The 22,355-nt window shown below is 55.5% G+C and carries 25 protein-coding genes; 10 read left to right on the top strand and 15 right to left on the bottom strand.

Annotated elements, in window-relative coordinates; translation table 11 throughout:
* Window positions 1–71 precede the first annotated feature (71 nt).
* The 3 genes from HA052_RS09000 to licT form a co-directional block, all read right to left on the bottom strand.
* Window positions 72–1,469 (bottom strand): glycoside hydrolase family 1 protein, encoded by a 1,398-nt coding sequence (locus tag HA052_RS09000; RefSeq protein WP_166451674.1) that lies wholly within the window; start codon window positions 1,467–1,469, stop codon window positions 72–74.
* 22 nt (window positions 1,470–1,491) lie between these two features.
* On the bottom strand, window positions 1,492–3,360 hold the full coding sequence (gene bglF / locus HA052_RS09005; RefSeq protein WP_166451675.1) for a PTS beta-glucoside transporter subunit IIABC: 1,869 nt from the start codon (window positions 3,358–3,360) through the stop codon (window positions 1,492–1,494).
* Between the two features lie 154 nt (window positions 3,361–3,514).
* A complete protein-coding gene (gene licT / locus HA052_RS09010) occupies window positions 3,515–4,333 on the bottom strand; it encodes a BglG family transcription antiterminator LicT (protein WP_166451676.1) in 819 nt (272 codons plus the stop codon).
* A gap of 701 nt (window positions 4,334–5,034) precedes the next feature.
* Here licT and HA052_RS09015 point away from each other — a divergent pair.
* The 7 genes from HA052_RS09015 to HA052_RS09045 all read left to right on the top strand — a co-directional run bounded on the left by HA052_RS09015 (window position 5,035) and on the right by HA052_RS09045 (window position 10,426).
* On the top strand, window positions 5,035–5,610 hold the full coding sequence (locus HA052_RS09015; RefSeq protein ID WP_166451677.1) for a PAAR domain-containing protein: 576 nt from the start codon (window positions 5,035–5,037) through the stop codon (window positions 5,608–5,610).
* A gap of 3 nt (window positions 5,611–5,613) precedes the next feature.
* A complete protein-coding gene (locus HA052_RS09020; RefSeq protein ID WP_206118841.1) occupies window positions 5,614–6,459 on the top strand; it encodes a hypothetical protein in 846 nt (281 codons plus the stop codon).
* Window positions 6,444–6,908: a hypothetical protein gene (locus HA052_RS09025; protein ID WP_166451678.1), complete on the top strand. Its 465-nt coding sequence runs from the start codon at window positions 6,444–6,446 to the stop codon at window positions 6,906–6,908. The genes HA052_RS09020 and HA052_RS09025 overlap by 16 nt, the downstream gene beginning before the upstream one ends.
* Before the next feature lie 67 nt (window positions 6,909–6,975).
* Entirely contained in the window at window positions 6,976–7,440 is a 465-nt protein-coding gene (locus tag HA052_RS09030; RefSeq protein ID WP_166451679.1) for a hypothetical protein, read from the top strand.
* 43 nt (window positions 7,441–7,483) lie between these two features.
* The gene (locus HA052_RS09035) at window positions 7,484–7,855 is read left to right on the top strand and encodes a hypothetical protein (protein ID WP_166451680.1); all 372 of its coding nucleotides are present in this window, start codon (window positions 7,484–7,486) and stop codon (window positions 7,853–7,855) included.
* 78 nt (window positions 7,856–7,933) lie between these two features.
* On the top strand, window positions 7,934–8,590 hold the full coding sequence (locus HA052_RS09040) for a hypothetical protein (RefSeq protein ID WP_166451681.1): 657 nt from the start codon (window positions 7,934–7,936) through the stop codon (window positions 8,588–8,590).
* 591 nt (window positions 8,591–9,181) lie between these two features.
* Window positions 9,182–10,426, top strand: a complete 1,245-nt coding sequence (locus HA052_RS09045; protein WP_166451682.1) for a peroxidase, FMP-type — start codon at window positions 9,182–9,184, stop codon at window positions 10,424–10,426.
* Between the two features lie 172 nt (window positions 10,427–10,598).
* Here the strand turns inward: HA052_RS09045 and HA052_RS09050 are convergent, their stop codons facing one another.
* The 8 genes from HA052_RS09050 to HA052_RS09080 form a co-directional block, all read right to left on the bottom strand.
* The gene (locus tag HA052_RS09050) at window positions 10,599–10,847 is read right to left on the bottom strand and encodes a hypothetical protein (RefSeq protein WP_166451683.1); all 249 of its coding nucleotides are present in this window, start codon (window positions 10,845–10,847) and stop codon (window positions 10,599–10,601) included.
* Window positions 10,848–11,141: 294 nt separating this feature from the next.
* Window positions 11,142–11,507 carry a DUF1484 family protein gene (locus HA052_RS09055; RefSeq protein ID WP_166451684.1) on the bottom strand — a complete coding sequence of 122 codons (366 nt, stop codon included), beginning with the start codon at window positions 11,505–11,507 and terminating at the stop codon, window positions 11,142–11,144.
* Window positions 11,504–11,641: a DUF2848 family protein gene (locus HA052_RS27365; protein ID WP_206118842.1), complete on the bottom strand. Its 138-nt coding sequence runs from the start codon at window positions 11,639–11,641 to the stop codon at window positions 11,504–11,506. Before HA052_RS27365 ends, HA052_RS09055 begins: the two co-directional genes overlap by 4 nt.
* Window positions 11,613–12,182 (bottom strand): DUF2848 family protein, encoded by a 570-nt coding sequence (locus tag HA052_RS09060; protein WP_206118843.1) that lies wholly within the window; start codon window positions 12,180–12,182, stop codon window positions 11,613–11,615. Before HA052_RS09060 ends, HA052_RS27365 begins: the two co-directional genes overlap by 29 nt.
* A 5-nt stretch (window positions 12,183–12,187) precedes the next feature.
* On the bottom strand, window positions 12,188–13,507 hold the full coding sequence (locus HA052_RS09065; RefSeq protein WP_166451685.1) for an MFS transporter: 1,320 nt from the start codon (window positions 13,505–13,507) through the stop codon (window positions 12,188–12,190).
* Entirely contained in the window at window positions 13,504–14,160 is a 657-nt protein-coding gene (locus HA052_RS09070) for a DUF4286 family protein (RefSeq protein WP_166451686.1), read from the bottom strand. Before HA052_RS09070 ends, HA052_RS09065 begins: the two co-directional genes overlap by 4 nt.
* An 86-nt stretch (window positions 14,161–14,246) precedes the next feature.
* Complete coding sequence (locus HA052_RS09075) at window positions 14,247–15,206, bottom strand: LysR family transcriptional regulator (protein WP_166451687.1); 960 nt, start codon at window positions 15,204–15,206, stop codon at window positions 14,247–14,249.
* A gap of 29 nt (window positions 15,207–15,235) precedes the next feature.
* Entirely contained in the window at window positions 15,236–15,526 is a 291-nt protein-coding gene (locus HA052_RS09080) for a hypothetical protein (protein WP_166451688.1), read from the bottom strand.
* A gap of 400 nt (window positions 15,527–15,926) precedes the next feature.
* Here HA052_RS09080 and HA052_RS09085 point away from each other — a divergent pair, with 400 nt between their 5' ends.
* Genes HA052_RS09085 through HA052_RS09095 form a run of 3 tightly spaced genes read left to right on the top strand, consistent with a single transcriptional unit; the run spans window position 15,927 to window position 17,800 of the window.
* Entirely contained in the window at window positions 15,927–16,499 is a 573-nt protein-coding gene (locus HA052_RS09085) for a PAAR domain-containing protein (protein WP_166451689.1), read from the top strand.
* Window positions 16,500–16,502: 3 nt separating this feature from the next.
* The gene (locus HA052_RS09090; RefSeq protein ID WP_206118844.1) at window positions 16,503–17,351 is read left to right on the top strand and encodes a hypothetical protein; all 849 of its coding nucleotides are present in this window, start codon (window positions 16,503–16,505) and stop codon (window positions 17,349–17,351) included.
* A complete protein-coding gene (locus HA052_RS09095; protein WP_166451690.1) occupies window positions 17,336–17,800 on the top strand; it encodes a hypothetical protein in 465 nt (154 codons plus the stop codon). The genes HA052_RS09090 and HA052_RS09095 overlap by 16 nt, the downstream gene beginning before the upstream one ends.
* A 110-nt stretch (window positions 17,801–17,910) precedes the next feature.
* Here the strand turns inward: HA052_RS09095 and HA052_RS09100 are convergent, their stop codons facing one another.
* The 4 genes from HA052_RS09100 to HA052_RS09115 form a co-directional block, all read right to left on the bottom strand.
* The gene (locus HA052_RS09100) at window positions 17,911–20,187 is read right to left on the bottom strand and encodes an nSTAND3 domain-containing NTPase (protein ID WP_206118845.1); all 2,277 of its coding nucleotides are present in this window, start codon (window positions 20,185–20,187) and stop codon (window positions 17,911–17,913) included.
* A gap of 298 nt (window positions 20,188–20,485) precedes the next feature.
* Complete coding sequence (locus HA052_RS09105) at window positions 20,486–21,565, bottom strand: ribonucleotide-diphosphate reductase subunit beta (RefSeq protein WP_048410338.1); 1,080 nt, start codon at window positions 21,563–21,565, stop codon at window positions 20,486–20,488.
* A 19-nt stretch (window positions 21,566–21,584) separates the two neighbouring features.
* The gene (locus tag HA052_RS09110) at window positions 21,585–21,809 is read right to left on the bottom strand and encodes a hypothetical protein (RefSeq protein ID WP_019102820.1); all 225 of its coding nucleotides are present in this window, start codon (window positions 21,807–21,809) and stop codon (window positions 21,585–21,587) included.
* 13 nt (window positions 21,810–21,822) lie between these two features.
* Window positions 21,823–22,209, bottom strand: a complete 387-nt coding sequence (locus HA052_RS09115) for a hypothetical protein (RefSeq protein ID WP_043631350.1) — start codon at window positions 22,207–22,209, stop codon at window positions 21,823–21,825.
* Window positions 22,210–22,355 lie beyond the last annotated feature (146 nt).

The following is a 22,355-nucleotide window of genomic DNA, read 5'->3' on the forward strand; positions in this document are numbered from 1 at the left end:
CCTGGCCTATGGCAGCGCCTGTTGTGGGTTTGGCCTGCCGCTGACAGGCCTCGGGATTTTCGCTGCGGGGTTTAACCGGCCGGCTTCAGCGTTTGCCCCCGGCTGCGGATCACGTCGCGATACCAGTAAAAGCTGTCCTTGCGCCGTCTCTCCAGGCTGCCATGGCCCTGGTCGTCCAGATCGACGTGAATGAAGCCGTAGCGCTTGGACATCTCCGCCTTGGAGGCGCTAACCAGATCAATAGGCCCCCAACTGGTGTAGCCGAGGAGGTCGACGCCATCGTCCAGGGCCTCGGCCACTTGGATCAGATGATCGTTGAGGTATTGGATGCGGTAGTCGTCATGAATGCGGCCGTCCGGCGTTACCTCATCACGCGCGCCCAGGCCGTTCTCCACGATAAACAGCGGCTTCTGGTAGCGGTCGTAGAGCAGGTTGAGCAGGTAGCGCAGCCCTTGTGGGTCGATCTGCCAGCCCCAGTCAGAGCTTGGCAGGTGAGGATTGGGCACCATGCCCAGCACGCCGCCTGCCTGTTGGGCAAAGTCAGGGTTAGCGCTGGCGCAGCCGGACATGTAGTAGCTGAAGGAGATGAAGTCCACGGTGGTGCGCAGGTCCACTAAGTCGGACGCGTGGATGTCCAACTCAATGCCTTCCTCGCGGAAGAAGCGCTGCATATAGGCCGGATAAGCGCCTCGCGCCTGCACATCGCCCAAAAACAGCCAGTCGCGGTTGCGTTGCTGGCAAGCCAGCAGGTCTTCCGGCCGGCAGCTTAGCGGGTAGACGATATCGCCCAGCAGCATATTGCCGATCCGGGCATCCGGCACCAGCTCGTGGCAGGCTTTCACCGCGCGCGCGCTGGCCACCAATTGGTGATGGATGGCTTGGTAGATGGCTTGCTTGCCGCTGTCCGGCGGCAGGCCGACACCGGTAAACGGCGCGTGCAGCGCCATATTGATTTCATTGAAGGTCAGCCAGTATTTGGCCTTGTCGCGATAGCGGGCAAACACCGTGCGGGCGTAATGCTCGAAAAAGCCAATGGTCTGGCGGCTTGCCCAGCCGCTGTAACGCTGAGTCAGCGCGTAAGGCATTTCATAATGCGAGAGCGTGACCAGCGGCCTAATGCCGTGCTTGGCCATCTCGTCGAACAGGCGATCATAAAACGCCAGCCCGGCCTCGTTGGGCGCGTCCTCGTCGCCTTGGGGAAAGATGCGGCTCCAGGCGATGGACACGCGCAGGCAGCTAAAGCCCATCTCGGCGAACAGGGCGATGTCTTCCGGATAGCGGTGGTAAAAATCGATGGCCTGGTCCTTGAGGCAGCTGTCGCCGGCCTCTCGCTGGGTGATAGGGCCAAAAATCCCCTGCGGCAGCACGTCCGAGGTGGACAGGCCTTTGCCATCGGCCAGGTAAGCGCCTTCCACCTGATTGGCGGCCAAGGCGCCGCCCCATAAAAAATCAGCGGGAAACAATGTCATTTCTCATCTCCTGATACTGTGGTTAACGGCTGACGGTCAGTAGGGGAGCCAACTCCTCTACCTCGGCCGTGGGGATGGACTGCACTTGCGTACAGCCGGGGTTGCAGATCAGCACTAGGCTGGTCATATCGAAGCCGGCCTCTGCAATGGCGGCGCGGTCAAACTCCAACAGCAGATCGCCCGCTGCGATGGAGTCGCCTGTCCGTACATGGGCGCGGAAGTGGCGGCCATCGAGCTTGACGGTATTGATGCCGACATGGATCAGCATTTCGGTGCAGTCGTCTGCGACGAGCACCAGGGCGTGGCAAGATTGGAAGAGGGATTTGACGTGGCCACCAAACGGCGCCACCACCCGCCCGCTATGCGGCAGGATGGCCACGCCATTGCCCAGCACGCCGCTGGCGAAGGCGGGGTCCGGCACCGTGTTGAGCGCTTGAGTCTGGCCGTGGATAGGGGACAGAACTTGGAAAGTCGATGTCGGTTCGGCTACAACCGGGGCCTCTTCCGCCGCCGTCGAGGCAAGGCCAGCCGTAGCTTTGGGTAGGCCGAAAAAGAAGGTGAGCAGCGCGGCGAGGCCGGCTGCCAGCAGGCTGCCGACAATGGCGCCCCAGACGGTGAAATCGACTCCGCTGGAAGGAATCAGCTGGGAGAAGGTAAAAATGCTGGGCAGGCTGGGCGAATAGACGCGGCTGCGTGCGTAACCCAGGATCAAGCCTCCCAAGGCGCCGCTGATGCAACCAAAGAGGAAGGGGCGTTTTGCCGGCAAGGTCACGCCATAAATGGCGGGCTCCGTAATACCGAATAAACCGGAGCTCAACGCTGAGCCCGCTAATGACTTCATGCGCGTATCGCGGGTGCGTAGGAAAACCCCCAGCGTAGCGCCCACTTGCCCCATTACCGCCGGAAGCAGCAGCGCGCCCATGGTGTCGTAACCCAGCAGAGCCAAGTTGTTGTACATCAGCGGCACCAGGCCCCAATGCAAGCCAAAGATCACCAGAACCTGCCACAAGCCACCCAGCGCCGCGCCAGCCAGCATCGGAGCCAAGTCATATAGGATTTGAAAACCATCCGCCAGCAAGCGTCCCAGCCATGTAGCGGCCGGGCCGATCAGCAGGAAGGTCAAGGGTAAGATCAGGCTCAAGCACAGCAGCGGGGTCAGGAAGTTTTTGATGGCGGCGGGCAGGATTCGGTTGCAGCGGGCTTCAAGATGGCTGCTGGCCCAAGCGGCGAGAATGATGGGGATCACTGAGGAACTGTAATTGATGAAGACGATGGGAATGCCGGCAAAGTCCAAGGACGGTGCACCCGTTTGCTGCGCGGCATTAAAGGCCGCGATGGACAGCGGGTGAGTGAGCGCGCCGCCCAGGGCCATCGCCGTGAAAGGGTTGCCGCCAAACTTCTTGCCGGCGGTATACCCCAAGGCCAGTGGGAAGAAGTAAAACAAAGCATCGCTGGCCACAAACAACAGTAAATAGGTGCCGCCGGTTTCGCTCATCCATTCATTCACCAGCGCCAGCGACAGCAAGCCTTTCAGGATGCCGGAGGCGGCCAAGATGCCGAGGGTGGGCGTAAAAATAGCGGAGACCACGTCAATGAAACGGCTTAGCAGCCCCTCTTTCTTGGTCCCGCCCGCTAGCGGAGCCTCATCGTCCAGATCAATGACTTGGCAAATGGCCTGATAGACCTCCGCCACCCGGTTTCCAATCACCACCTGGAATTGCCCGCCGCTCTCCAGCACCATCAGAATATCGGGCAGATTGTTCAAGGTTTCCGCATGGGCCCGCCCGGAATCGCGCAACTTGAAACGCAGCCGGGTGGCGCAATGCACCAGGCTCAGAATATTGTCCTTGCCGCCAACTTCCGCGACGATTTGTTTGGCGAGTGTGTCCATTGTTTTCCTCCCTGCGGCGAGCGAATGCTCAAAAAAAAACCCGGCCACACCCACCCGCAATCGGGAAAGCGTGGCCAGGTTTTGCCTGTTCTAGACAGTAACAACCCTGTTGATGCCTTGGCTGGTCAAACCAGCCGGCGAGTAAAGATCAGACTTATAGACGGCTGATATGGATGGCGAGGAACATCATCTCGTCCAACCCAAGCTCCTTCTGGTACTGCTCCCAAATAAAGCCGCCAACGCTTTCCGCGCTGCGCCATGCCTGCGGATAGCTTGCCTTCACCGCCGCATGCAAAGCGGAGTCTCCCGCGGGTAATTGCTGCTGAGACAGCACGCGTTGCGCAAAAAACTTTAGGTGGGCGATGAAGCGGTGGTAGTTCAGTGCTTGCTCGTCAAGTGGATGCCCTTGCTGGTAGGTGACGATCCGCAGAACCTGTTGCATCAACTGGGTAATGGCTTGCATTTCAGAGGCTTCGCCATTCAATTGGGCATTCGCCAAATGCCAGGCGATGAAACCAGCCTCATCCTCTGGCAGGCTCAGCCCCAGCCGCTGTTGGATCAGCGTCAGCGCTTGCAGGCCAATGGCGAATTCTCTTGGGTAAAGCCTGCGCATTTCCCATTGCAGCGCATTGTGGAGGGTAATGCCCAGGCGCTGGCGTTCAATCGCGAAATGGCAGTGATCCAGCAGCGCTAGATAAACCTCCTCGGGCAGTCTGCCCAATTGTTTTTTCGCCAGCTTGAGGATGTCGGCGCACACCGCCATCACCTCTGTGGGAATGGTGCTCAAGACTTCGCTCAAGCGGGATGTGAGTTCATGGTTTTGCAAGGCGAAGAGTTTTTCGATCCGGGCCGGGTCCAGCGCGTCTCCCGGCCGCTTTTGGAACCCCAGGCCGCAACCCATGGCCACCAGCTCATGCTGGTGTTCATCCAACACGAGGGCGGCATTGTTGTTCAAGATTTTGCTGATTTTCATAGCGCGCACCCTGAAAACAAAAAAACCTGACGGCTTGGCCTCAGCCAAGTCATCAGGTTTTGCCTGCTTGCGCAGTAACAATCCTTGAGCACAAACATCTGGTTTGACGACGCAGGAGCAAAGTCACTGCTTCGATCCACTGCGTTGCCAACGGATGAAACCATAGGGCAGTAAAAAATACAACTTAATTTGTTAAAAATATATCGCTTCGAAACAGGCGGGTGCAGACATCCGGCAGGATGGGCCGTGGGAGGCGGTTTTGCGGCAGTGGCGAAAAAGAGGGGAGGCGTCATTGCGGTCTCCAAGTCAGCGTTGGAAACCTGTCCGGCGAGGCATGGACAGGCACGTGACAAGGTGGCAAGACCGGAAACCTTTCAGAACCGGCAGCCCGTGAAGGCTCCCTGCCACGGCCTGTCCAGGAGTGGGGACATGCGTGGCACCAGACGGGCCGCGGTCTTTTGGACTTAGCTGGTCTGGGGAAAGGTTTTGTGGGCTTGCCAGCCCTACGCGGCGTTATTGGGCGCAGCGCGAGCACAGGGTACTGAGGCGGGGGTGGGGCGTCAAGCCGCCGACGGAGGAGATTATTGTCTCCGCATGGATGACTTGGAGTAAGCGACTGTGTTTAGTTGATATCTTAAGAATAATTGCCGAGAATGCCCGTGGCGTGCCGGAAGCTAGTTTCTTGAATGGAAAGGAAAACTATGGCTGCGCGCGCAATCGTCCGGGAGGGCGATACCACTTCACATGGCGGCACCGTGCTGGAGTCATTCCCCAACTTCAATATCTATGGCAAGAACGCATCCGGCATCGGCCACCGTGGCTACTGTCCGCAGTGCAGGACAGAGTTCGTCATCGTGGCCGGGGCGCAAAACGTCATCTTCATGGGCAAGAATGTGGCGGTGGAAGGGATGCTCACTTCCTGCGGCGCAGTCCTGATTGCCTCCCAGTCTCAAGCCACGGTAGATACCGACCCTGGCGCAGCCAAGAGGGTGCCCGGGCCGCTGAGCGCGATGATAGCGGCGGGGGCGCCCTTGCCGGCGGTTGGCCAGCATTGGATTGGTTTCTCGCTTCCCGCAGAGGAAAATTATGCAGACTTGGTTTGTTTGGTTAACTTCAGTGATGGTAGCTTAAAAGAGGTTAAGTTTGGTCAAGATGGCTGTGTCAGGATTGATGCTATTGCTGAGATCACCGGGGTTAAAGTCGAATTGAAAAATGATATCGATGTGGATAGTAGCGAGAGCATGACTCGCACCCTTGCCAATTTGATTGGAGTTTAACCAATGACTGACGTGACTTATGGTCGAAGTAGAAGTGCAGGTACTTCAACGATTGGTGGGGTAAGTATCCCATCGCATAAAATAGAATACTTAGGGCAATATCAAGTCAATAGAAATCATGAACTCGAGTCGCCATTAAAGAGAAGCATTGCGGACATGAAAGGCGCAGCGGCACGCTTTGCGGCGGATGCTATTAATGATGCGAAAATAAGAGTTTCTTATGAGGGAAATATACAAAGGATGGCGCAAGCTGTTTTAGACGAGGTTCATGCGGGCAGTATGACGGCCAAGGAAGGCATGGAGTTTGCTACCGATATGCGGAATAAGATTATGATGGAGCACCGAGCGGTCACTTCGGCACAAGGTGTTGCCGCAGCGGAAAAACATAAATTAAAAGGACGGACTATCAAGGAGTTATTGGATAAGACTGCTGGGAAAATATTTAATAAAGGTTTCGATAGTCTAACGTCTGTTGAACAAAATAAGGTTTACTATGCGATTATCGAATCTTCAGCACGACCAAGTGGCACAATAAATACAAGAGTGAAAGTAATAAATGTGATGGGGAAAGTGGGGTGGGTTGTGACGGCAACCTTGGCTACTTATGCGATTGCTAATGCAGGGGATAAAAAGAAAGAGATAGTGAGGCAAGGGGCTATTATTGGTGGAGGTATGGCGGGTGGCTATCTGGCAGGTATTCTTGTGACGCCAATATGTGGGCCGGGTGCGCCAATTTGTGCAATTGCTGTTGTCTTGGTAGGTAGTGTTATTGGTGCGGGGGTGTCAGAGCACATAGTTGATAGTATTGATGAAGAAATGGAGGAGTTTGCAAAATGGAATATGCAATAACTGCCTTCAGTTTGCTTAAGGATGATAAGCCATCAAACGATGGGAATATTTATTACTTCCTATTGTTTGATGGAAATAAAACGGGAGTGAGGACGTATTGTGAATCGATTTTTGCGCAATATCATCTAGTTAAAAGCAATAGATATTTAATAGTGTTGGAGAATAGCTATTGGGAGGGGGATGATTATGTTTTTTATCTGCTAGATGCCCGTTGTGAAGTGCTGGATTGTATGAATGTTATTTGGTTTGAGGGGGACCCTGGGCATATACAGCACTATCAGTTGAGTGATGATGAGTTTTGCTTTGAAAAGTATGAGAACAATAAAAAGTATACGCTGAGGATTAGTGATGAGGGGGAGCTCCGTTACTCGGGGGCAGATTTCAAATATAGGGCATTGCTCGACTTCATTAAGCCGCGTAAATTTCTGGCCCTGGCTGTGCAGGGGTAATGCCTGCGCCCCTATTCATCTGCTGGGAATGGTAGAGTATGGCCTAGTGAGGGGGAGAGGGAGCTAGATGGCAAATGCAATAAAAGAATTTGATGTGATAGAAAGCCCAAGAAAGCCAGGGTGTGTGATTGTTTACTTTGATCTTTTGCATAACGGCCAGAAAACAGGCGTCAAGGTAATGAGCGAGTCGGTTTTTGCTCAGTACTGGATGGAAGATTCTGAACGTTATTTTTTAGTATTTCAGAATGCTCCCTGGGAGGAAACTAATTATGAATTTTATCTTTTAACAAAAGATTTTCTGGTTTTGGATCGCGTGCATCTATTTTCGCCTGATGGCCGTGATGATGAATTGATTGATAGTTACGAGCTGAAGGATGGTGTCTTTTCCTTTAGAAAATACGAGAACGGTAATAGGTATAATGTGCTGATTGATAAGAAGGGAAAGATTCGATATGCCTTTAGTGATTTTAAGTATCGATTAATATCAGGGGCGCTAAAACCGGTCAAGTATCTGCAGTTAACCCCCTTGTGAATTATCGGAAGGGGAGTATTTTTGGTTGTGCCAGGGAGGTGGTATGGGGTTTTTGTCTCGATTGTTTAAGTGGAAGTCAAGACGAGCCGTGGAGAAGGTTGTGTTTGATGAGAGTAAAATTATCCATAGCCCATTGAAGGGTGAGGATATTGAGTTCCATTGGGCCGATCTGAGCGAGGTAAGTATCGAAACCACGGATCAAGGGCCGTTTGTAGATGACGTGTTTTGGGTGCTTGCTGGAGGTGGTCGGTTTTGTCGCATTTCAAGCAATGCGGAAGGCATGGAGGAACTCTTGGAGAAATTGGGTGAGTTACCTGAGTTTGATCACCAGATGGCTATCGTTGCGATGAGCGTAGCAACAAACGCAAGGTTTGAATGTTGGAAAAAGCAGGGATTGGTTCCTGTTGAAGCGTAAAGTGCTTAGTTCTGAAACCTATGCAGGCTAAGTGGCGCTAGAACGGCTTGTTTCTGCTGACCTTGTAATGATATGCGCATGAATCATTTCGCGGTTTTACTGTTTCTGCCAACATTGGCCTTGGCTGCTGAGGTGTTTAATGGTTATGAGACCTATTATAGCCGCTTGCCAAATCGCTTATTCCCGTCTCCTAGTGTCGAGCTAGAGCCTTTCAGCCTGGAGGGGGAACCGGAGGTCCGATATGTTTGGCAGGGCATGGCAGCGGGTCGCCATCATAAGGTAGAGCTGAAAGAGGGCAAGATCATCCTGGATGGGCGGACATGGTTGGCCAAGTCGATCAGAGCCTTTCCCGGCGAGGTGGTTAATGCAGGCGATCTGGGGAGAGAGGCCGTAGCCTATTTCGCCACCGGTTGGGCATGTGTGGAAAATACCCCAGCATCGGCCTCGGGTACGGCGGCGAGGCACAAGTCGGTCTACCTGTTGCGCTTGGGCAGATCCAAGCCTCAAGGATGGAAGCTACCCAGCCTGTTTGCATCCTGTCAGGGCCTTAGGTTTTTGAACGGCCAAGTACGGTTCGACAAGCTTGAGTATCGCTATCGGAGTGGCAAGGATGAGCCGGCTGGGGTGGTACTCCATGAGTACGCGATTAAGTCCGGCCGATTTGTGCCCTTGGCGGGCAAGCGTTTCGCCTTCTTTGTAGAGGAGGGGAATGTGTATAGATTTTTGCTTGATTGATTGCTGTGGAAGAGCCTGCACCAATCAGTTACGTGCCCCGTTTTCTATCACACCGATGCACGCAGTCCCCCGCATAGGTGTGCACATCGCTCCAGTTGCATGCTCCCCCGTTTCTAGTCTTCGCAAGCGCTCGCCATAGGCAAGGAGTGGCTTACGGGCTGTTGTTGTTTGGCGAAAGCGAAGTGCGGATGGAAGGCGGCGGCTGTACCGCAATCGCCCGGGAGGGCGATATCACCTCCACTGTGCTTGGGTTTCGGTTCTACCGTCCCCATGACCGCATTCTCTCCAAAGATGGTTTCTCAGAAAATTTCGCCTAACTTAGACGTTCTCTATTCATAATAAAATAATCAATAGAATTTGCCTTGACATTGTCATGTCTGGTGCTAGGATTTTTGTATGGCGAAATTTACTTCATTTTATGGCTGGAGATTTGCAGAGTATTTCGGTCATACAAATACAAATTTTGCTAGAAAACCAGTCTTTCATTGACGTGTTTTTATTTGTACAGCAAGTCCCGTAAAGCTGACACGGCTTTTATCGTCTTTTCGCTGCACCGCCCTTTATCAAAATGAATGATCATGCGAGGTGTGTATGCCTGAAAACAATGTGGTTCAAACGCCAGCTCCGCCTTATCCGGAATATTCGGATAAAGTACTGGATCAGCCGGCTGATTATGGTGTGCTGAAGCAGCTGGAAGGCACATGGGTTAACTACAATCCGGATAAGACGAATCTGGGGTGGGGCTTGCATACCACCTGTATGCCGTCGCCGGGGACGAATTCTGAAACCATTTTCGGTATATTCCACTTCCTCTGTGAAAACTATACCGAAGAACTCACGTTTTCCCTGGTGGATGGCGGGGTGCGGAATCGGGGCGGCACCAACGAGCAGTTTGCGGGCGCGGTGAAATACAATCAAAGCATACAACGCGTTAGTGACGGCGTGGGCATTCACGAAGAAGATGGCATGTATTTGTGGATGAACCCGATGTACAACCATGCGGCTACTGAAGAATCCGTTATTTCCGATAACGGCTTCCCTGGGATTGCCATTGGCGCCGGCGCCAACGGACCAAATTACGTGCCGCCTTATTCCATTGCGCGTAGCGGGACCATACCCCATGGCAGTGCGATCATGATCACCGGTGGATTTCAGGCGGATATTCCTGGCAAACCGGAATATCCCACCGGCACCGACTGTTGGACTCAGCCTTTTACCAACTCGTGGCCAACGACTCCGCCGCCGCAAGACAATAATACGGTGCCGGCTGCCGTTGCTGCCAACCCCGTGCCCCTGGCTGGGTCTCCGCTCGCGATTTCACCCAGCATGGGCGCAGCCGCACTGCTGTCGGTTCAGGAGGGCACGCCGGCCGCGCCGCTTAATCTGGATGAACCCGCGCCGGCTTGGGCGTTTGACAAGTCATTGCCGGCCACCCAACCGGACAGCAATCTGACTTATTTCCAGCGGATTGTCGCTGACCCAAACTACCCATATTCCGTTCGCCCGGATTTGCGATTGCGTGATGTGATCAAAGATCAGCGCATCAAAAAATATACGCTGATTCAACTCAGCAGCAAGCACAACGGCGGGCCGCAAGGCGGGATTTTAAATACGCCATTTGTGAGCACCTTTGCCAATGTTACGGAAATGAATCTGAATTTATGGATACAAACCGTGATAGACAGCGACGGCTGTGAGGTATTGCAGCTTCAATATGAGCAGGTGCTGTTTTTTGAGTTCATGTTTGGCTCCAATGGGCAAGTGACGCGCTGGCCGCATATCCAAGTCAATACTTTGAGAAAGAAGCCGACGGGTAGGTCGCATTTAAACTACTAGGACTCTTTTGACGAAAACACCGCTTCGCAACATTGAAGCGGTGTTTCTTATTGCGCTGCGCGATTAGCCAACAAAACTCAGTTTTACGGCTGAGGCAAGGCGCTCCGACGCGGACAGGACCTTGTGTACGGCAAGTCGGCGCAACGCAGCATCAGGGGTTTTGTCAGCCGCTCTAACTGCCTATGCGCTCCACCAAACGCAGCTGGCAGGCGGTGGCTAGCTTCACCAGTTCCGCCTTGCTGACCGGCATCTTGCCAGGCGGGGCGATCAGCTCCGCCAGGCCGCTAAGCGTGGAGACGCTGCTGTTTAGGCCGATCAGCCTGTCGTGCGGCCAGTGCTGCTGGTTGTTGGGCGCGTAATCCAGTGTCACCACCCAGCGTGAATGCAGCCACGGGCCGGGTTCGCGCAGCACGGTGTCCAAAACCGCGCGGCTGACTTGCTGCGCCGCCTCCGCGGCGAGGGAGAGCGCCAGGTACAGGGCTTCCGCTGTGCCAGCCGCGGCGGCCGCGTTTACTAAGAATCTGTTTACGATCTGCTGCGCGTCGTGGATGTGTTACACGGTGAGTACGCCTTCGAAATGCTCATGTACCACGCGTACATTCCGCTTTCTCAGGCGTTTTCGCCTTGTCTCGCGAGATCGTAAACGCGCTCTAAGCGCCGCTTCTTGATGTACTGGGCGCCAAGGAGTGCAGGCTCTCCTTGGCAGTGCGGCAGACTACACCAGGCGGTTAATGCAGCTTAAGCCCTGACACAAGCGCTGCTGTACCGGCTCCAACAGTGCCGCGGCTTCCTCGCTGCTCAACAGCAAGGGTTCGTCGCGGCGTTGCAGCAAGGTCAGAATGGCCTGCAGGCCGAGATGGGCGGCGTGGATGTCGACCAGGCCCTGTACCAGACAGGCGTCCATCTCTTCGCATTGCCGGGCCAGTTGGCGGGCAAGCTGGGGCAATGCGTTTGGGTCCTGAGCGTTGCACAGGTTTTGGTTCAAGCGTCTTAATTGCTCCATGACCGGCGGCTCGGCGTACTCCATGGGCGAGGCATTTGCCGCTTCATGCTCTATGGAGCCATTGGCGTCTTGCTTCATTCCGCCACCTCCAACACCTTGACGCGGTAAGCGTGGCGCAGGCTGCGCCCCAGCAGCGGGTCGTGAAGTTCAAGCTCGAAGGCCTCGCCATGCCCCAGCGCGGCCTTAACGGCTAAGGTGCCGCCAAACAGCACGCTGCCCGCCGGCAGGGCTGGGCCGCCGCCATAGCGGTCGATCAGCTCCAAGGGGGGGCAACAGGCCTGCGGCGCTGCCTTCCTGATACAACTCGCGCTCGCCGTTGCGGCTGCGCCAGCAGCGCATCTGTAGCTGATCCCAATGCGCGGCCACCTCGTCGAAACGCCACAGCCCGACGCTAAGGGGCTTGGCGCACATTTGCTTTGACACCGTCACATCGTAGGCTTCCACCTGGCGGTCGGTATGGTCCGACCCCACGCCCACGTACAAACCGTCGGCATCGGCCAGCAGCACGTATTCCACTTCGCCGGAGGAATGGGCGCGAGGGACTTCTATCCGGGCGGCCGTGGTGAGCAGCTGGGGCGACAAGGGATAGAAGCAAGGCGTGCTGGCCGGCGGGCTTACTCCCAGCGCCGCCAGTTCATGGATGTGATGTTCCACGGCTTGTCTGTCCCGCCCGGTCCAGCCGGCGATGATCAACCGCCGAGGCTCGAAGCTTAGCGGCACCAGTCCTTCAATCTGAAAAGTCAGCGTGCTCATCTTGTTTACTCCTCCAATGGCTGCTTCGCTGTTTCCCGCGCCAGCAGCAAGGCCAGCAGCGTCAGGCACAGGGCGGCCAGCACATAGGCGGAAACGGCCAGCGTGGAATCAAAGGCCCGGTACAGGCTGGTGATGATCAAGGGCGCGAAGCCGCCGCCTACGATGCCGGCCAGGGTGTAAGCCAAGGACGAGCCGGCGTAGCGGACGCGAGACGGGAACTGCTCGGTGACGAAAGCCGCTTGCGGGCCGTACATCATCGCGTGGACCAGCAGGCCGCCCACCACCGCAACGCCTATTTGCAGCGGCTGTTGGCTATCCATCAACTGGAAATACTTGAACGCCCACAATACGCCCAGCAAAGCGCCCGCAGCGTACACCGGGCGGCGGCCCCAGCGGTCCGACAAGATGCCGAACAGCGGCACGGCCAGCGCATTGACCGCCGCGCCTATCATCGTCACCGTCAGGGCCAGCGAGCGCGGCAGTTGCAGCACCGTGGTCACATAAGTCAGCGTGAACACCACCACCAGCGCGTACAAAACATCGGAACCGATGCGCACGCCACCGGCCAGCAGCAAGCGCCGCCAATGCCCGGTGAACACATCCCGCACCGGCGTGGCCGCCTTCAGCTGGCGGCTTTCCAAGGCCTGAAACACCGGGGTTTCTTCCACGCCGCGCCGCAGCCACAGGCCAAACACCACCAACAGGACGCTGGACAGGAAGGGCACGCGCCAGCCCCATTCCAGAAAGGCGTCCGGGCTTAGCCACCAGGACAGCGCGGCAATCGCCCCGGTGCCCAGCAACGTGCCGCAGGACGGCCCCACCTGAGTAAAGGACGCATTGCGGCCGCGCTGCGTCGGCGCGCCGTGCTCCATGGACAGCAGCACCGCGCCGGCCCATTCCCCACCAATCGCCGCGCCTTGCAAAAAGCGCAGGCTCACCAGCAGCAGCGGGCTCCAGATGCCCCAATCCCGGTAAGTGGGCAGCAGCCCCATCAGGCCGGTAACCACGCCCATCAGCAGCAGGGTGGCGATCAGCACGAAACGGCGGCCCAGCTTGTCGCCCAGGTGGCCAAACACCGCGCCGCCCAAGGGGCGAGACAGATAACCCACCGCGTAAGTGGAAAACGCCAGGATGGTGCCGGTCAAGGGATCGAAGGAGGGAAAGAACAGCACGTTGAACACCAGGGCCGCCATCAGGTTGTACACCGTGAAGTCGTACCACTCCAGCGTGGTGCCCAACATGCTGGCCATGGCCAGGCGGCCCATCTTGGGGCGGGCGGCGGTTCGGCTGTCCGGCGGCGTTGCTGCGGCGCGGGTCTGCGTCATCGTTTCAGCTCCTCGGCAAACAGCTTCCATTTGAGATCGTAACGGGCGGCGTCCTGCTCCTTGCCGTCCAGCAGCAAACAGGCCAGCTCCAGTGCTCGCCGGCGCGCTGCTTCATAGCTGCAGTCCATCAGCAACAAGGGCCGCAGCAGACGATTGCTCAGCGACTCGTTAGGCAGCGGCTGGCTGAGTTTCGCGTCCGGCCACAGCAAGCAAGAGCGGACAAAACCGGAGGACTGAATATGGGCTTGGCCAAAGGCCCGCGCTTGGGCGGTGAGTTCATCGGCCCGGGCCATGATGGACAGCGGCAGCATCAGCAGGTAACGGCCGCTGCCTTGTCCCACTTCCGCCAACACCCGGCAAACCCGACGCATGGGTTGGCGCATGCGCCGCAAATTGGTTTGCGACCACTCGGTCTGATGCCGGAACGCGTCTTGATAAGCATCTGAGGAGAAACAGTCCAGGGACTGCGCGCGGTACAAGCCCAGATAACGGTGTTCCGCCTGTTCTGACTGATAGCGCGCGGCGGAGATAAAACCCGGCAGGCGCACGCGCTCTTCAAGGTGTTCCCGGTCGTACCACTGGTTGAAATCGGCTTCGTCCGCCGCGTCGACATTGGACGCGACCACGAGCATGGCGGGAGAACTGGGGCGCATGGAAAGCCTCCGGAAGGCTGCTGGCATGTCGCGATGATCGCCGCCGAGCCGCAGCAGGACAAACGAGTAATTCTTGCGGCGCTTGATCAGCTTTTCTTATCGGCGCAGCTTGGCCCATCTATCAAGGCCAATTCCGCCGGCGGCGCATAAGGGGCGGGCAGGGCGCGGACAAAATCGTCCGATTCACGGCAAGCCAGCTCCGCCGCCAAGTTGATGGCTTCCGACGCGTCGCGCTCCAGATGGCTCACCACCAACTGCTGGGCTGGCAGCGGCTGCGCGCAGGGAATCCAACGCAAATCCCCGCGCTCTATCTTGTCCCGCACCGGCGCCAGCGGCAGCAGCGCATAGCCAAAGCCCGCCTGCACCAAGCGCGCAAGGGCGGCGATGGAGCTGACGCAATGCACCTTGCCCGGCGGCAGCCGCGCCTTGCGGTACAAATCCTTTACCGCCAAATAAGGCTGGGAGCCACGGCTCATGGTGATGATGGGCGTGCGCAGCAACTGGTCCAGGCGGGCCTCCTCCGGCCGCGCCTTGCCCGGCGGCCCCACCCAGCCCATGGCCAGCGGCAGACAGGGCCGGCTGACAATGCCGTCCCCCAGCGCCGCATCGCTTTGCAAGGCGATGTCGATCTCCGCCGCGCGCAGGCTATGGCGCAGTTTTTCCGTGGTTTCAGAACTCAACTGCACCTCAATGCCGGGGTGCTTGCTTTGCAGGCGTTGGAGGAAACGCACCAGCCAGGTATGCGCCACGCTTTCTATCACGCCAATGCGCACCAGCCCCAGCAAAGGCGCGCCAGGCTGGTCCAGTTGCATGATCTCCGCTTCCAACTCCAGCAAGCGCGCGCCGTAAGGCAAAAGCCGGCTACCCAAGGGCGTTAGCCTCAGCCCACGCGGCTTGCGCTCAAACACCCGGCCGCCCAACTCCTGCTCCAGCGCGGCGATGCGGTGGGAAATGGCGGCCTGGGTCAGAAACAGCCGGTCCGCCGCAGCGCGAAAGCTGCCCAAACGCGCCACCCAGATAAAGGCTTCAACAAAGCGAGTATTCATCCCTAGCTCCCATGAAGTTCCGCCGAACCTCAGCGCCGCGCGGTGTCTGGGTTTGTCTGCTTCTCACCTGGCGGGCTGGGAAGGGAATCATAGGAAAGGCTGTGCAACTGGCTGGCGCAATCATCCAGCACCGCGGTGGCGGCGCAGGCCAGATGCTGCAAACGGGGTTGATGTGTCTGTGAGGCATGGGACTGGAAAGCGTCAAGCGCGTGACGCAAGGTGACGAGGCAATTCAAGGCCAGGGCGCAGGCGGCCAGGGATTGGGTCTGTGGATCAGGCGGTGGTTTGGCGAAAGCGGAGTGCGGATGGGAAGGGGTCATTGCGGTCTCCTAGTCAGCTTTGAAGCCTGTCCGGAGAGGCTTGGACAGGCACGTGACAAGGTTGGAAGACCGCGATCTACTACGGCAGCCGTAAGGCTCAATGCCACGGCCTGCCCTCTTGCGGGTACTACGAGGGTACAGCTAGGCGAACCTATACAGCGGCGGTGCCGCTAGGTTCAGTAGATCACGGGCTTCCAAACCCGACGCGGCGTTATTGGGCGCAGCGCGAGGCACAGGGTACTGAGGCGGGGATGGGGCGTCAAGCCACTGGCGGAGGAGATTAATGTCTCTGGGTGGACTAATCGGGGTAGGCGGTTTCGTTTAGTTGATATCTTAAGAATAATTGCCGAGAATGCCCGTGGCGTGCCGGAAGCTAGTTTCTTGAATGGAAAGGAAAACTATGGCTGCGCGCGCAATCGTCCGGGAGGGCGATACCACTTCACATGGCGGCACCGTGCTGGAGTCATTTCCCAACTTCAATATCTATGGCAAGAACGCGTCCGGCATCGGCCACCGTGGCTACTGTCCGCAGTGCAAGACAGAGTTCGTCATCGTGGCCGGGGCGCAAAACGTCATCTTCATGGGCAAGAATGTAGCGGTGGAGGGGATGCAAACTTCCTGCGGCGCGGTTCTGATTGCCTCCCAATCTCAAGCCACGGTGGATACCGAACCTGGCGCAGCCAAGAGGGTGCCGGGGCCGCTGAGCGCGATGATTGCGGCAGGGGCGGCCTTGCCGGCTCAAGGCCCGAACTGGGTCGAGTTTACCTTACCGGGCCAGGAGAACTACCAAGGCTTGGCCTGTACCATCAACTTCGACGACGGCAGTTCGAAGGAGATGACATTTGACCAGGCCAGCTGTTTGCGGATCGACTCCATTGCGGAGATCGCGGGCATCCATGTTGAAATCCCGGAAAATGAAGACGTTAGCGACGAAAACCTCTCCAGTAAAATCCTTAATCTGATCGAGGGCTGAGACATGAGCGATACCGTGACCTATGGCAGAAGCCGCAGTGCCGGCACATCCACCACCAGCGGGGCCAGCGCTCCCGAGTATAAGATCGAGTACCGAGGCTACTACCAGGTGAACCAGAGGCATGAGCTGGAGTCCCCGCTCAAGAAAAGCTTGGATATGTTGGAGGCAGCTGCGGCAAGGTTTGCGACGGATGTTATTAATGACGCCAAGGTGAGAAGTCTTTATCAGGGCAATATTGAACGGATGGGGCAGGCTGTTCTTGAGGAGGTTCACGCCGGCCGTATAACAGCCAAAGAGGGCATGGAATTTTCTATAGAAATGCGCAATAAAATTATGATGGAACATCGAACGTTTACTTCAGCGCAAGGAGTTGCTGCTGCGGAAAAGCACAAGAGAGTAGGACTGACAGTCAAAGAGTTGCTAGAAAAGAAGTCTGGGACGCTATTTAATAAAAGCTTTGATGCACTGACTCCAGTAGAACAAAACAAGGTTTACTACGCAATTATTGAATCTTCTGCGCGTCCAAACGGTCCTATAAATGCCAAAGTAAAAAAATTGAAGGTTATGGGGAAGGTCGCTTGGGTTGTAACAGCGGCTTTGGCTGCTCATGCAGTTGTAAATGCAGAGAACAAAAAAAAGGAAGCCATAAAACAAGGGGCTGTGATTGGTGGTGGTATGGCTGGTGGAGTTCTTGCGGGTCTAGCTATAACTCCACTGTGTGGCCCTGGTGCACCGATTTGTGCGATTGCTGTTGTTCTTGCCGGTAGTCTTGCTGGTGGGGCTTTGACGGAGCATGTGATTGATAGCTCGGATGAGGAACTGGAGGAGTTTTCAAAGTGGCAGATGCAATAACCAACTTCAGCTTGCTTAAAGATGAGAAAACATCAAATGATGGGGGTGCTTATTACTTGCTACTGTTTGATGGCAATAGGACAGGAGTAAGGACATATTGTGAAACTGTCTTTATCCAGTATCGTTTAGGTAAAAGTGAGCGATTCTTTGTTGTTTTGGAAAATGAGTGTTTTGATGCTGTAAATTATGTTGTTTATTTGTTTGACGTCAATATTCATGTCTTGGATTGCTTGTATCTGGATTGGTCTGAATTGGATAGGGGATTTATACAGAGCTATCAGCTGAATGATGGTGTGTTTTGCTTTGAGAGATATCTGAACAATAAAAAATATGCGCTGAAGATTAGCGATGATGGTGAGTTTCGTTACTCGGGAGGGGATTTCAAATGTAGGGCTTTGCTTGATTTCATCAGGCCACGAAAATTCTTAACCTTGTCAGTGCAAGCATAACTTCTCTTATCTGTAGAAGTTCAGACCCGAACTGACAGTCTCCCATTTTTTTTCTGGTTCCCGACTGTCAGATCAAGACTGAACTTTTACATGTAAACCAAGTCATTTGATTACTCATCAATGTCACTGAAAACTGAGCGGCCGCCATGTTCCTGAAGCTGCATAGCTTGGGGAACATGGCTATACAAACTGTCCTCCTCTTCCTCTTGGGATTTTTCGGCTTCTACATCATTCTTGGCTTGTTCCAATTCGGCAATAAGTTCGTTATATTTTTCTTCGAAGACTTTATCAGCCTCAACTAGATATCGGAGGTTTTCGAGGAAATCCGAGACTTCCTCGAACTGACTATCGATGTCGCTGTCTGGGTCTGCGTTTTCTCGACAATCTAGGATTTTTTGTGAAATCTCTGTATCTAGCTTGGCCAGCAGGCCTGCCGTCAGGGACATTAGCTCCAAAGGTCGGAACATCGCGAGAATACTGTCATCAATGATGAATGATGCGTCAGGCGTGTAAAGAGCGCCGTCCTGCAGCATTGTCACCGTCTCCGAGCGCATTTCCTCACCTAGTAACCCCATCTCATGGGCTGTTGCCCGAAGCCTGATATCTTGTCTGCGGCGGAAGCGGGTCCATCTAAAATGCAGGGCTTTCCTACTGAGAATATCGGGGGCCCGCTCCAAAACCTTGCGAATTAATTCCTTGGGGAGTCGATGATTCAGAAACTCAAACAGTTGAGTGTTTGCACTCTCTTCGTCGGGAGCTTCAATCAATCGATCAATTAGTATTTCACTGCGGCTGAGTGGGACAACTACAGCATCGCGAACAGGAGTAGCACCTTCGCAGAGCACTTCTGTAAGAAGCGTGTCCAACCCAGCTCCTCGAACATAGACCTCAATCAAGTCCGGACGCTTGCTCAGAATTTCGCTGATAGCATCGGCAAATGTCGGGTGCCAGAAAGCCCAATATTCTTTATCACCATCGCTTCGCCGGATGATAAATGTACCAGCCAACTGTTGCAGGGCCTGAACTATCTGGGCCTTGGTCACACCATAGCTTATTGTTACCAAGCTAATCTCGCTTTCCGGAAGCACGTTAACTTGTAATCGAGACCTCGTGAGAAACACCAATGTCAGCGCTGCTTGTTGCTCTATCGAAAGCTCCAGGAATGTCTGAACCAAGAATTCCTGAGGATGGGCGATGAAACGCATCAGGTCATCAGGAAGTCTTCGGATGTGCCCAGTGTAATCCTTATCTCCAAGTCGTCGCGCAAGCTCTGGGAGCAGGCCGAATTGTTTAGAAAGATCATGCAGGTGTTCTTTTATCCTCGTCTTCCATCTAGATGGTTGGGTTCCTGCCTTTAAATGGTTGTAGAGAATTTGCTCACGCTCAGATTGCGTTAGATTGCCAACGCTGACAACTGCGGATTCTGACTCTAAAAGCGGGTGATTTCTGGAACCAAGTCGAGGCTTAGCATCCATCCAAATGTGCGTACGTGATGTGAGGATTAAGTGGCAACCATGGTCAAGTGCCGTCTTGAGCTTCGGCATGAACTCAATCCATGCGTTTACATATTCAGGCCGCAGTTGATTGGCACCGAATGCGTCATCAACCCAGAATAGGCGCTTGTTATCATTAGGATTCCAGTGCTGTTTAAGTTCTATTGGTCCATCACACTTAAATACCTGCACTTCGTTCTGGTCGACAGCCATCATGGCAAGGATTGCGGCTAGGGTAGACTTTCCTGTTGCTGGGGCGCCAAGAAGGAGCACCAGCTTGTGTTTCGCCAGGATGTCAACAGCCGCTCGATGTGGCGCCGTTGGTACATACACGTTGAGCGCCTTGCGGTGATCCCCGAGCAAAGCAAGAGTTTGCACGGCACATCGTTCATCAAGAATTGTTGATAGGTCTCCAAGACCATAGACTCGAGGCACCAGCGCTCGCAAGCGGGGGCTCCCTTTGATTTTGCCGAGTAACCACTCCTTGCCAACAACATGGGGCTCGGTTACTCCCTGTGCTGATAGTTTTTCACGGATATCTCGAGCAACATCGGCATCCACCCCCATGCTTGTAATAAAGTAATAGATGGTTGCCATGTTCTTACGAACTAGCTGTTCTACATTGTCAAGTTCACTGGTGATATCAGATGGCCGCAGGCGCTGTTCAGGCTTGCTTGAAAACTTGCATTGCACCGAACCCACCACAGTTAGTTCATCAGGGCTCTTCGCTAGAAACACTGCATCTTGACCGCCATCTTGGGCTTCTCGATACACCGAGACTGTGGTCTTTAACTCCTCCTCCATGATCTGCGCACACAAGTCTTGAAAGGCCTTCCAGCCTAGTGTGTGTAGTGCGAAATCAACGTGATATGCCTGAGCTTCTGGAGTCGACATTTAAGTAAGCTGCCAAGATTAGTTGTTTGTAAAAGTCATGATGAACCGGGGTAGTACTCTTGTCTCACGGCTTGCACTTCATGATGTGCTATTTCAGCCTTAAGAATCAGAGTGTCAGACAGTTGTCATCTTAGCACTGCTATGACCGAGCAACTTTGTGATACCGTCGGTCCCTCCACGGAAAAGGCCCTGTAATGACAGGGCCTTTTCTATATGCCAAGCACAGTTTCATGCTTTGGCTGTCGGAAATTGCAAACTTTGACTACAAAATTTCAATCTTTCCGATTTCTGACACAAATCAATCCCAGCTCAAAGCCCCGCCAGTCTGATATTCCGTAACCCGCGTCTCAAAGAAGTTCTTCTCCTTCTTCAAGTCAATCATCTCGCTCATCCACGGGAAGGGGTTGTTCACGCCGGGGTAGAGCTGGTCCAGGCCAATCTGCTGCATGCGGCGGTTGGCGATGAAGCGCAGGTATTCCTTGAACATGCTGGCGTTCAGGCCCAGCACGCCGCGCGGCATGGTGTCTTCGGCGTAAGCGTATTCCAGTTCCACCGCGTGCTTGAACAGTTCGGTGATCTCGGCCTTGAAGCTTTCGGTCCAGATTTCCGGCTGTTCCAGCTTGATGGTGTTGATCAGGTCGATGCCAAAGTTGCAGTGCATGGACTCGTCGCGCAGGATGTATTGGTACTGTTCCGCGGCGCCGGTCATCTTGTTCTGGCGGCCCAGCGCCAGGATTTGCACAAAGCCCACGTAGAAGAACAGGCCTTCCATGATGCAGGCAAACACGATCAGGGATTTGAGCAGCTTCTGGTCGTTTTCCAGCGTGCCGGTCTTGAAGGCCGGGTCGCACAGTACGTCGATGAAGGGGATCAGGAATTCATCTTTGTCGCGGATGGATTTGATTTCGTTGTAGGCGTTGAAGACTTCGCCTTCGTCCAGGCCCAGGCTTTCCACGATGTATTGGTAGGCGTGGGTGTGGATGGCTTCGTCAAAGGCCTGGCGCAGCAGGAACTGGCGGCATTCCGGGCTGGTGATCTGGCGGTAGGTGCCCAGCACGATGTTGTTGGCGGCCAGGGAGTCCGCGGTCACGAAGAAGCCGAGGTTGCGCTTGACGATGCGCATTTCGTCTTCGGTCAGCTGGCCGGTTTTCCACTGTTCGATGTCACGCTGCATGTTCACTTCTTGCGGCATCCAGTGGTTGGCGCATTGGGCCAGGTATTTTTCCCATGCCCATTTGTGTTTGAAGGGCACGAGCTGGTTGACGTCGGTGGTGCCGTTGATCACTTTTTTGTCCACCACGTTGACGCGGCCGGCGGCGTTGGCGCCCGCGGAGGGGGCGGCCGGTTTGGTTTCGATGGTGTCGTCAAAGTTCAGCATTAAGGGCTCCTGTTTGGATTTATTCCGCGTCCGGCGCGGTGATTTGGGGCGGCAGCGGCTGCTTGTCGCCAGCCAGGCTGGGGCTGAGCGGCAGGCTGCTTTTGCGCAGTATTTGTATCTGGCGCGGCGCGGCGACAAGTGCCGGCACCGGGTCCAGGTCCACGTGCAGGCTGCCCAGTTTGCGGTAGCCTGCGTCTTTGCCATGTTCTCCATGGCGGGCGATACAGAATGCGGTGGCGCTCATGAGCGGCGTCCTTTCAGAAGCGCAGCTGTTGGCTGAGGCGGTGGATCAGCTGGCGTTCGCTGCTTTCCTCCTGCTCCACCTGGCTGCCGCGCGGCTGCCGCAGCTTCAGCAGCTGGCGGTATTGCCGGTTGGCTTGTTCTATGTCTTGCTTGAGCAGCTCTATTTGCTGCTGCAGTTCTTCCGGCTGGCAGTACACCACCAGCGCGTCCGCTTCCACCCAGGCTTTGCGCCACACCTTTTGGCGCGGCAGGCGGCGGGCTTCGTTGAACAGGTCCTTCCATTCGCAGGGCGGGGCCTGGTTCAGCGTCAGGTACATATTGAACAGCACAAACTGCTTGTCGGGGTTGTGGGTTCTTTGTTCGCAAAACCCGTTGATCCGGATATTTTCAAACGCTTGCATCTGACCTCCTGCTGAAGCCTGGCTGGTGGCGGCGGGGCCGTGGGCCTCGTCTTCCTGGAACCCGCCCAAAACCCGCCGCGCTTGCTTGCTTGGTCTTGAGCTGTTTCCGTCTGCCCGCATGGCGGGCCGGCGGCGTTTCCATCCCG

Origin of the sequence: Chromobacterium fluminis (genome assembly GCF_011602385.1) — a bacterium.
GTDB lineage: Bacteria > Pseudomonadota > Gammaproteobacteria > Burkholderiales > Chromobacteriaceae > Chromobacterium > Chromobacterium fluminis.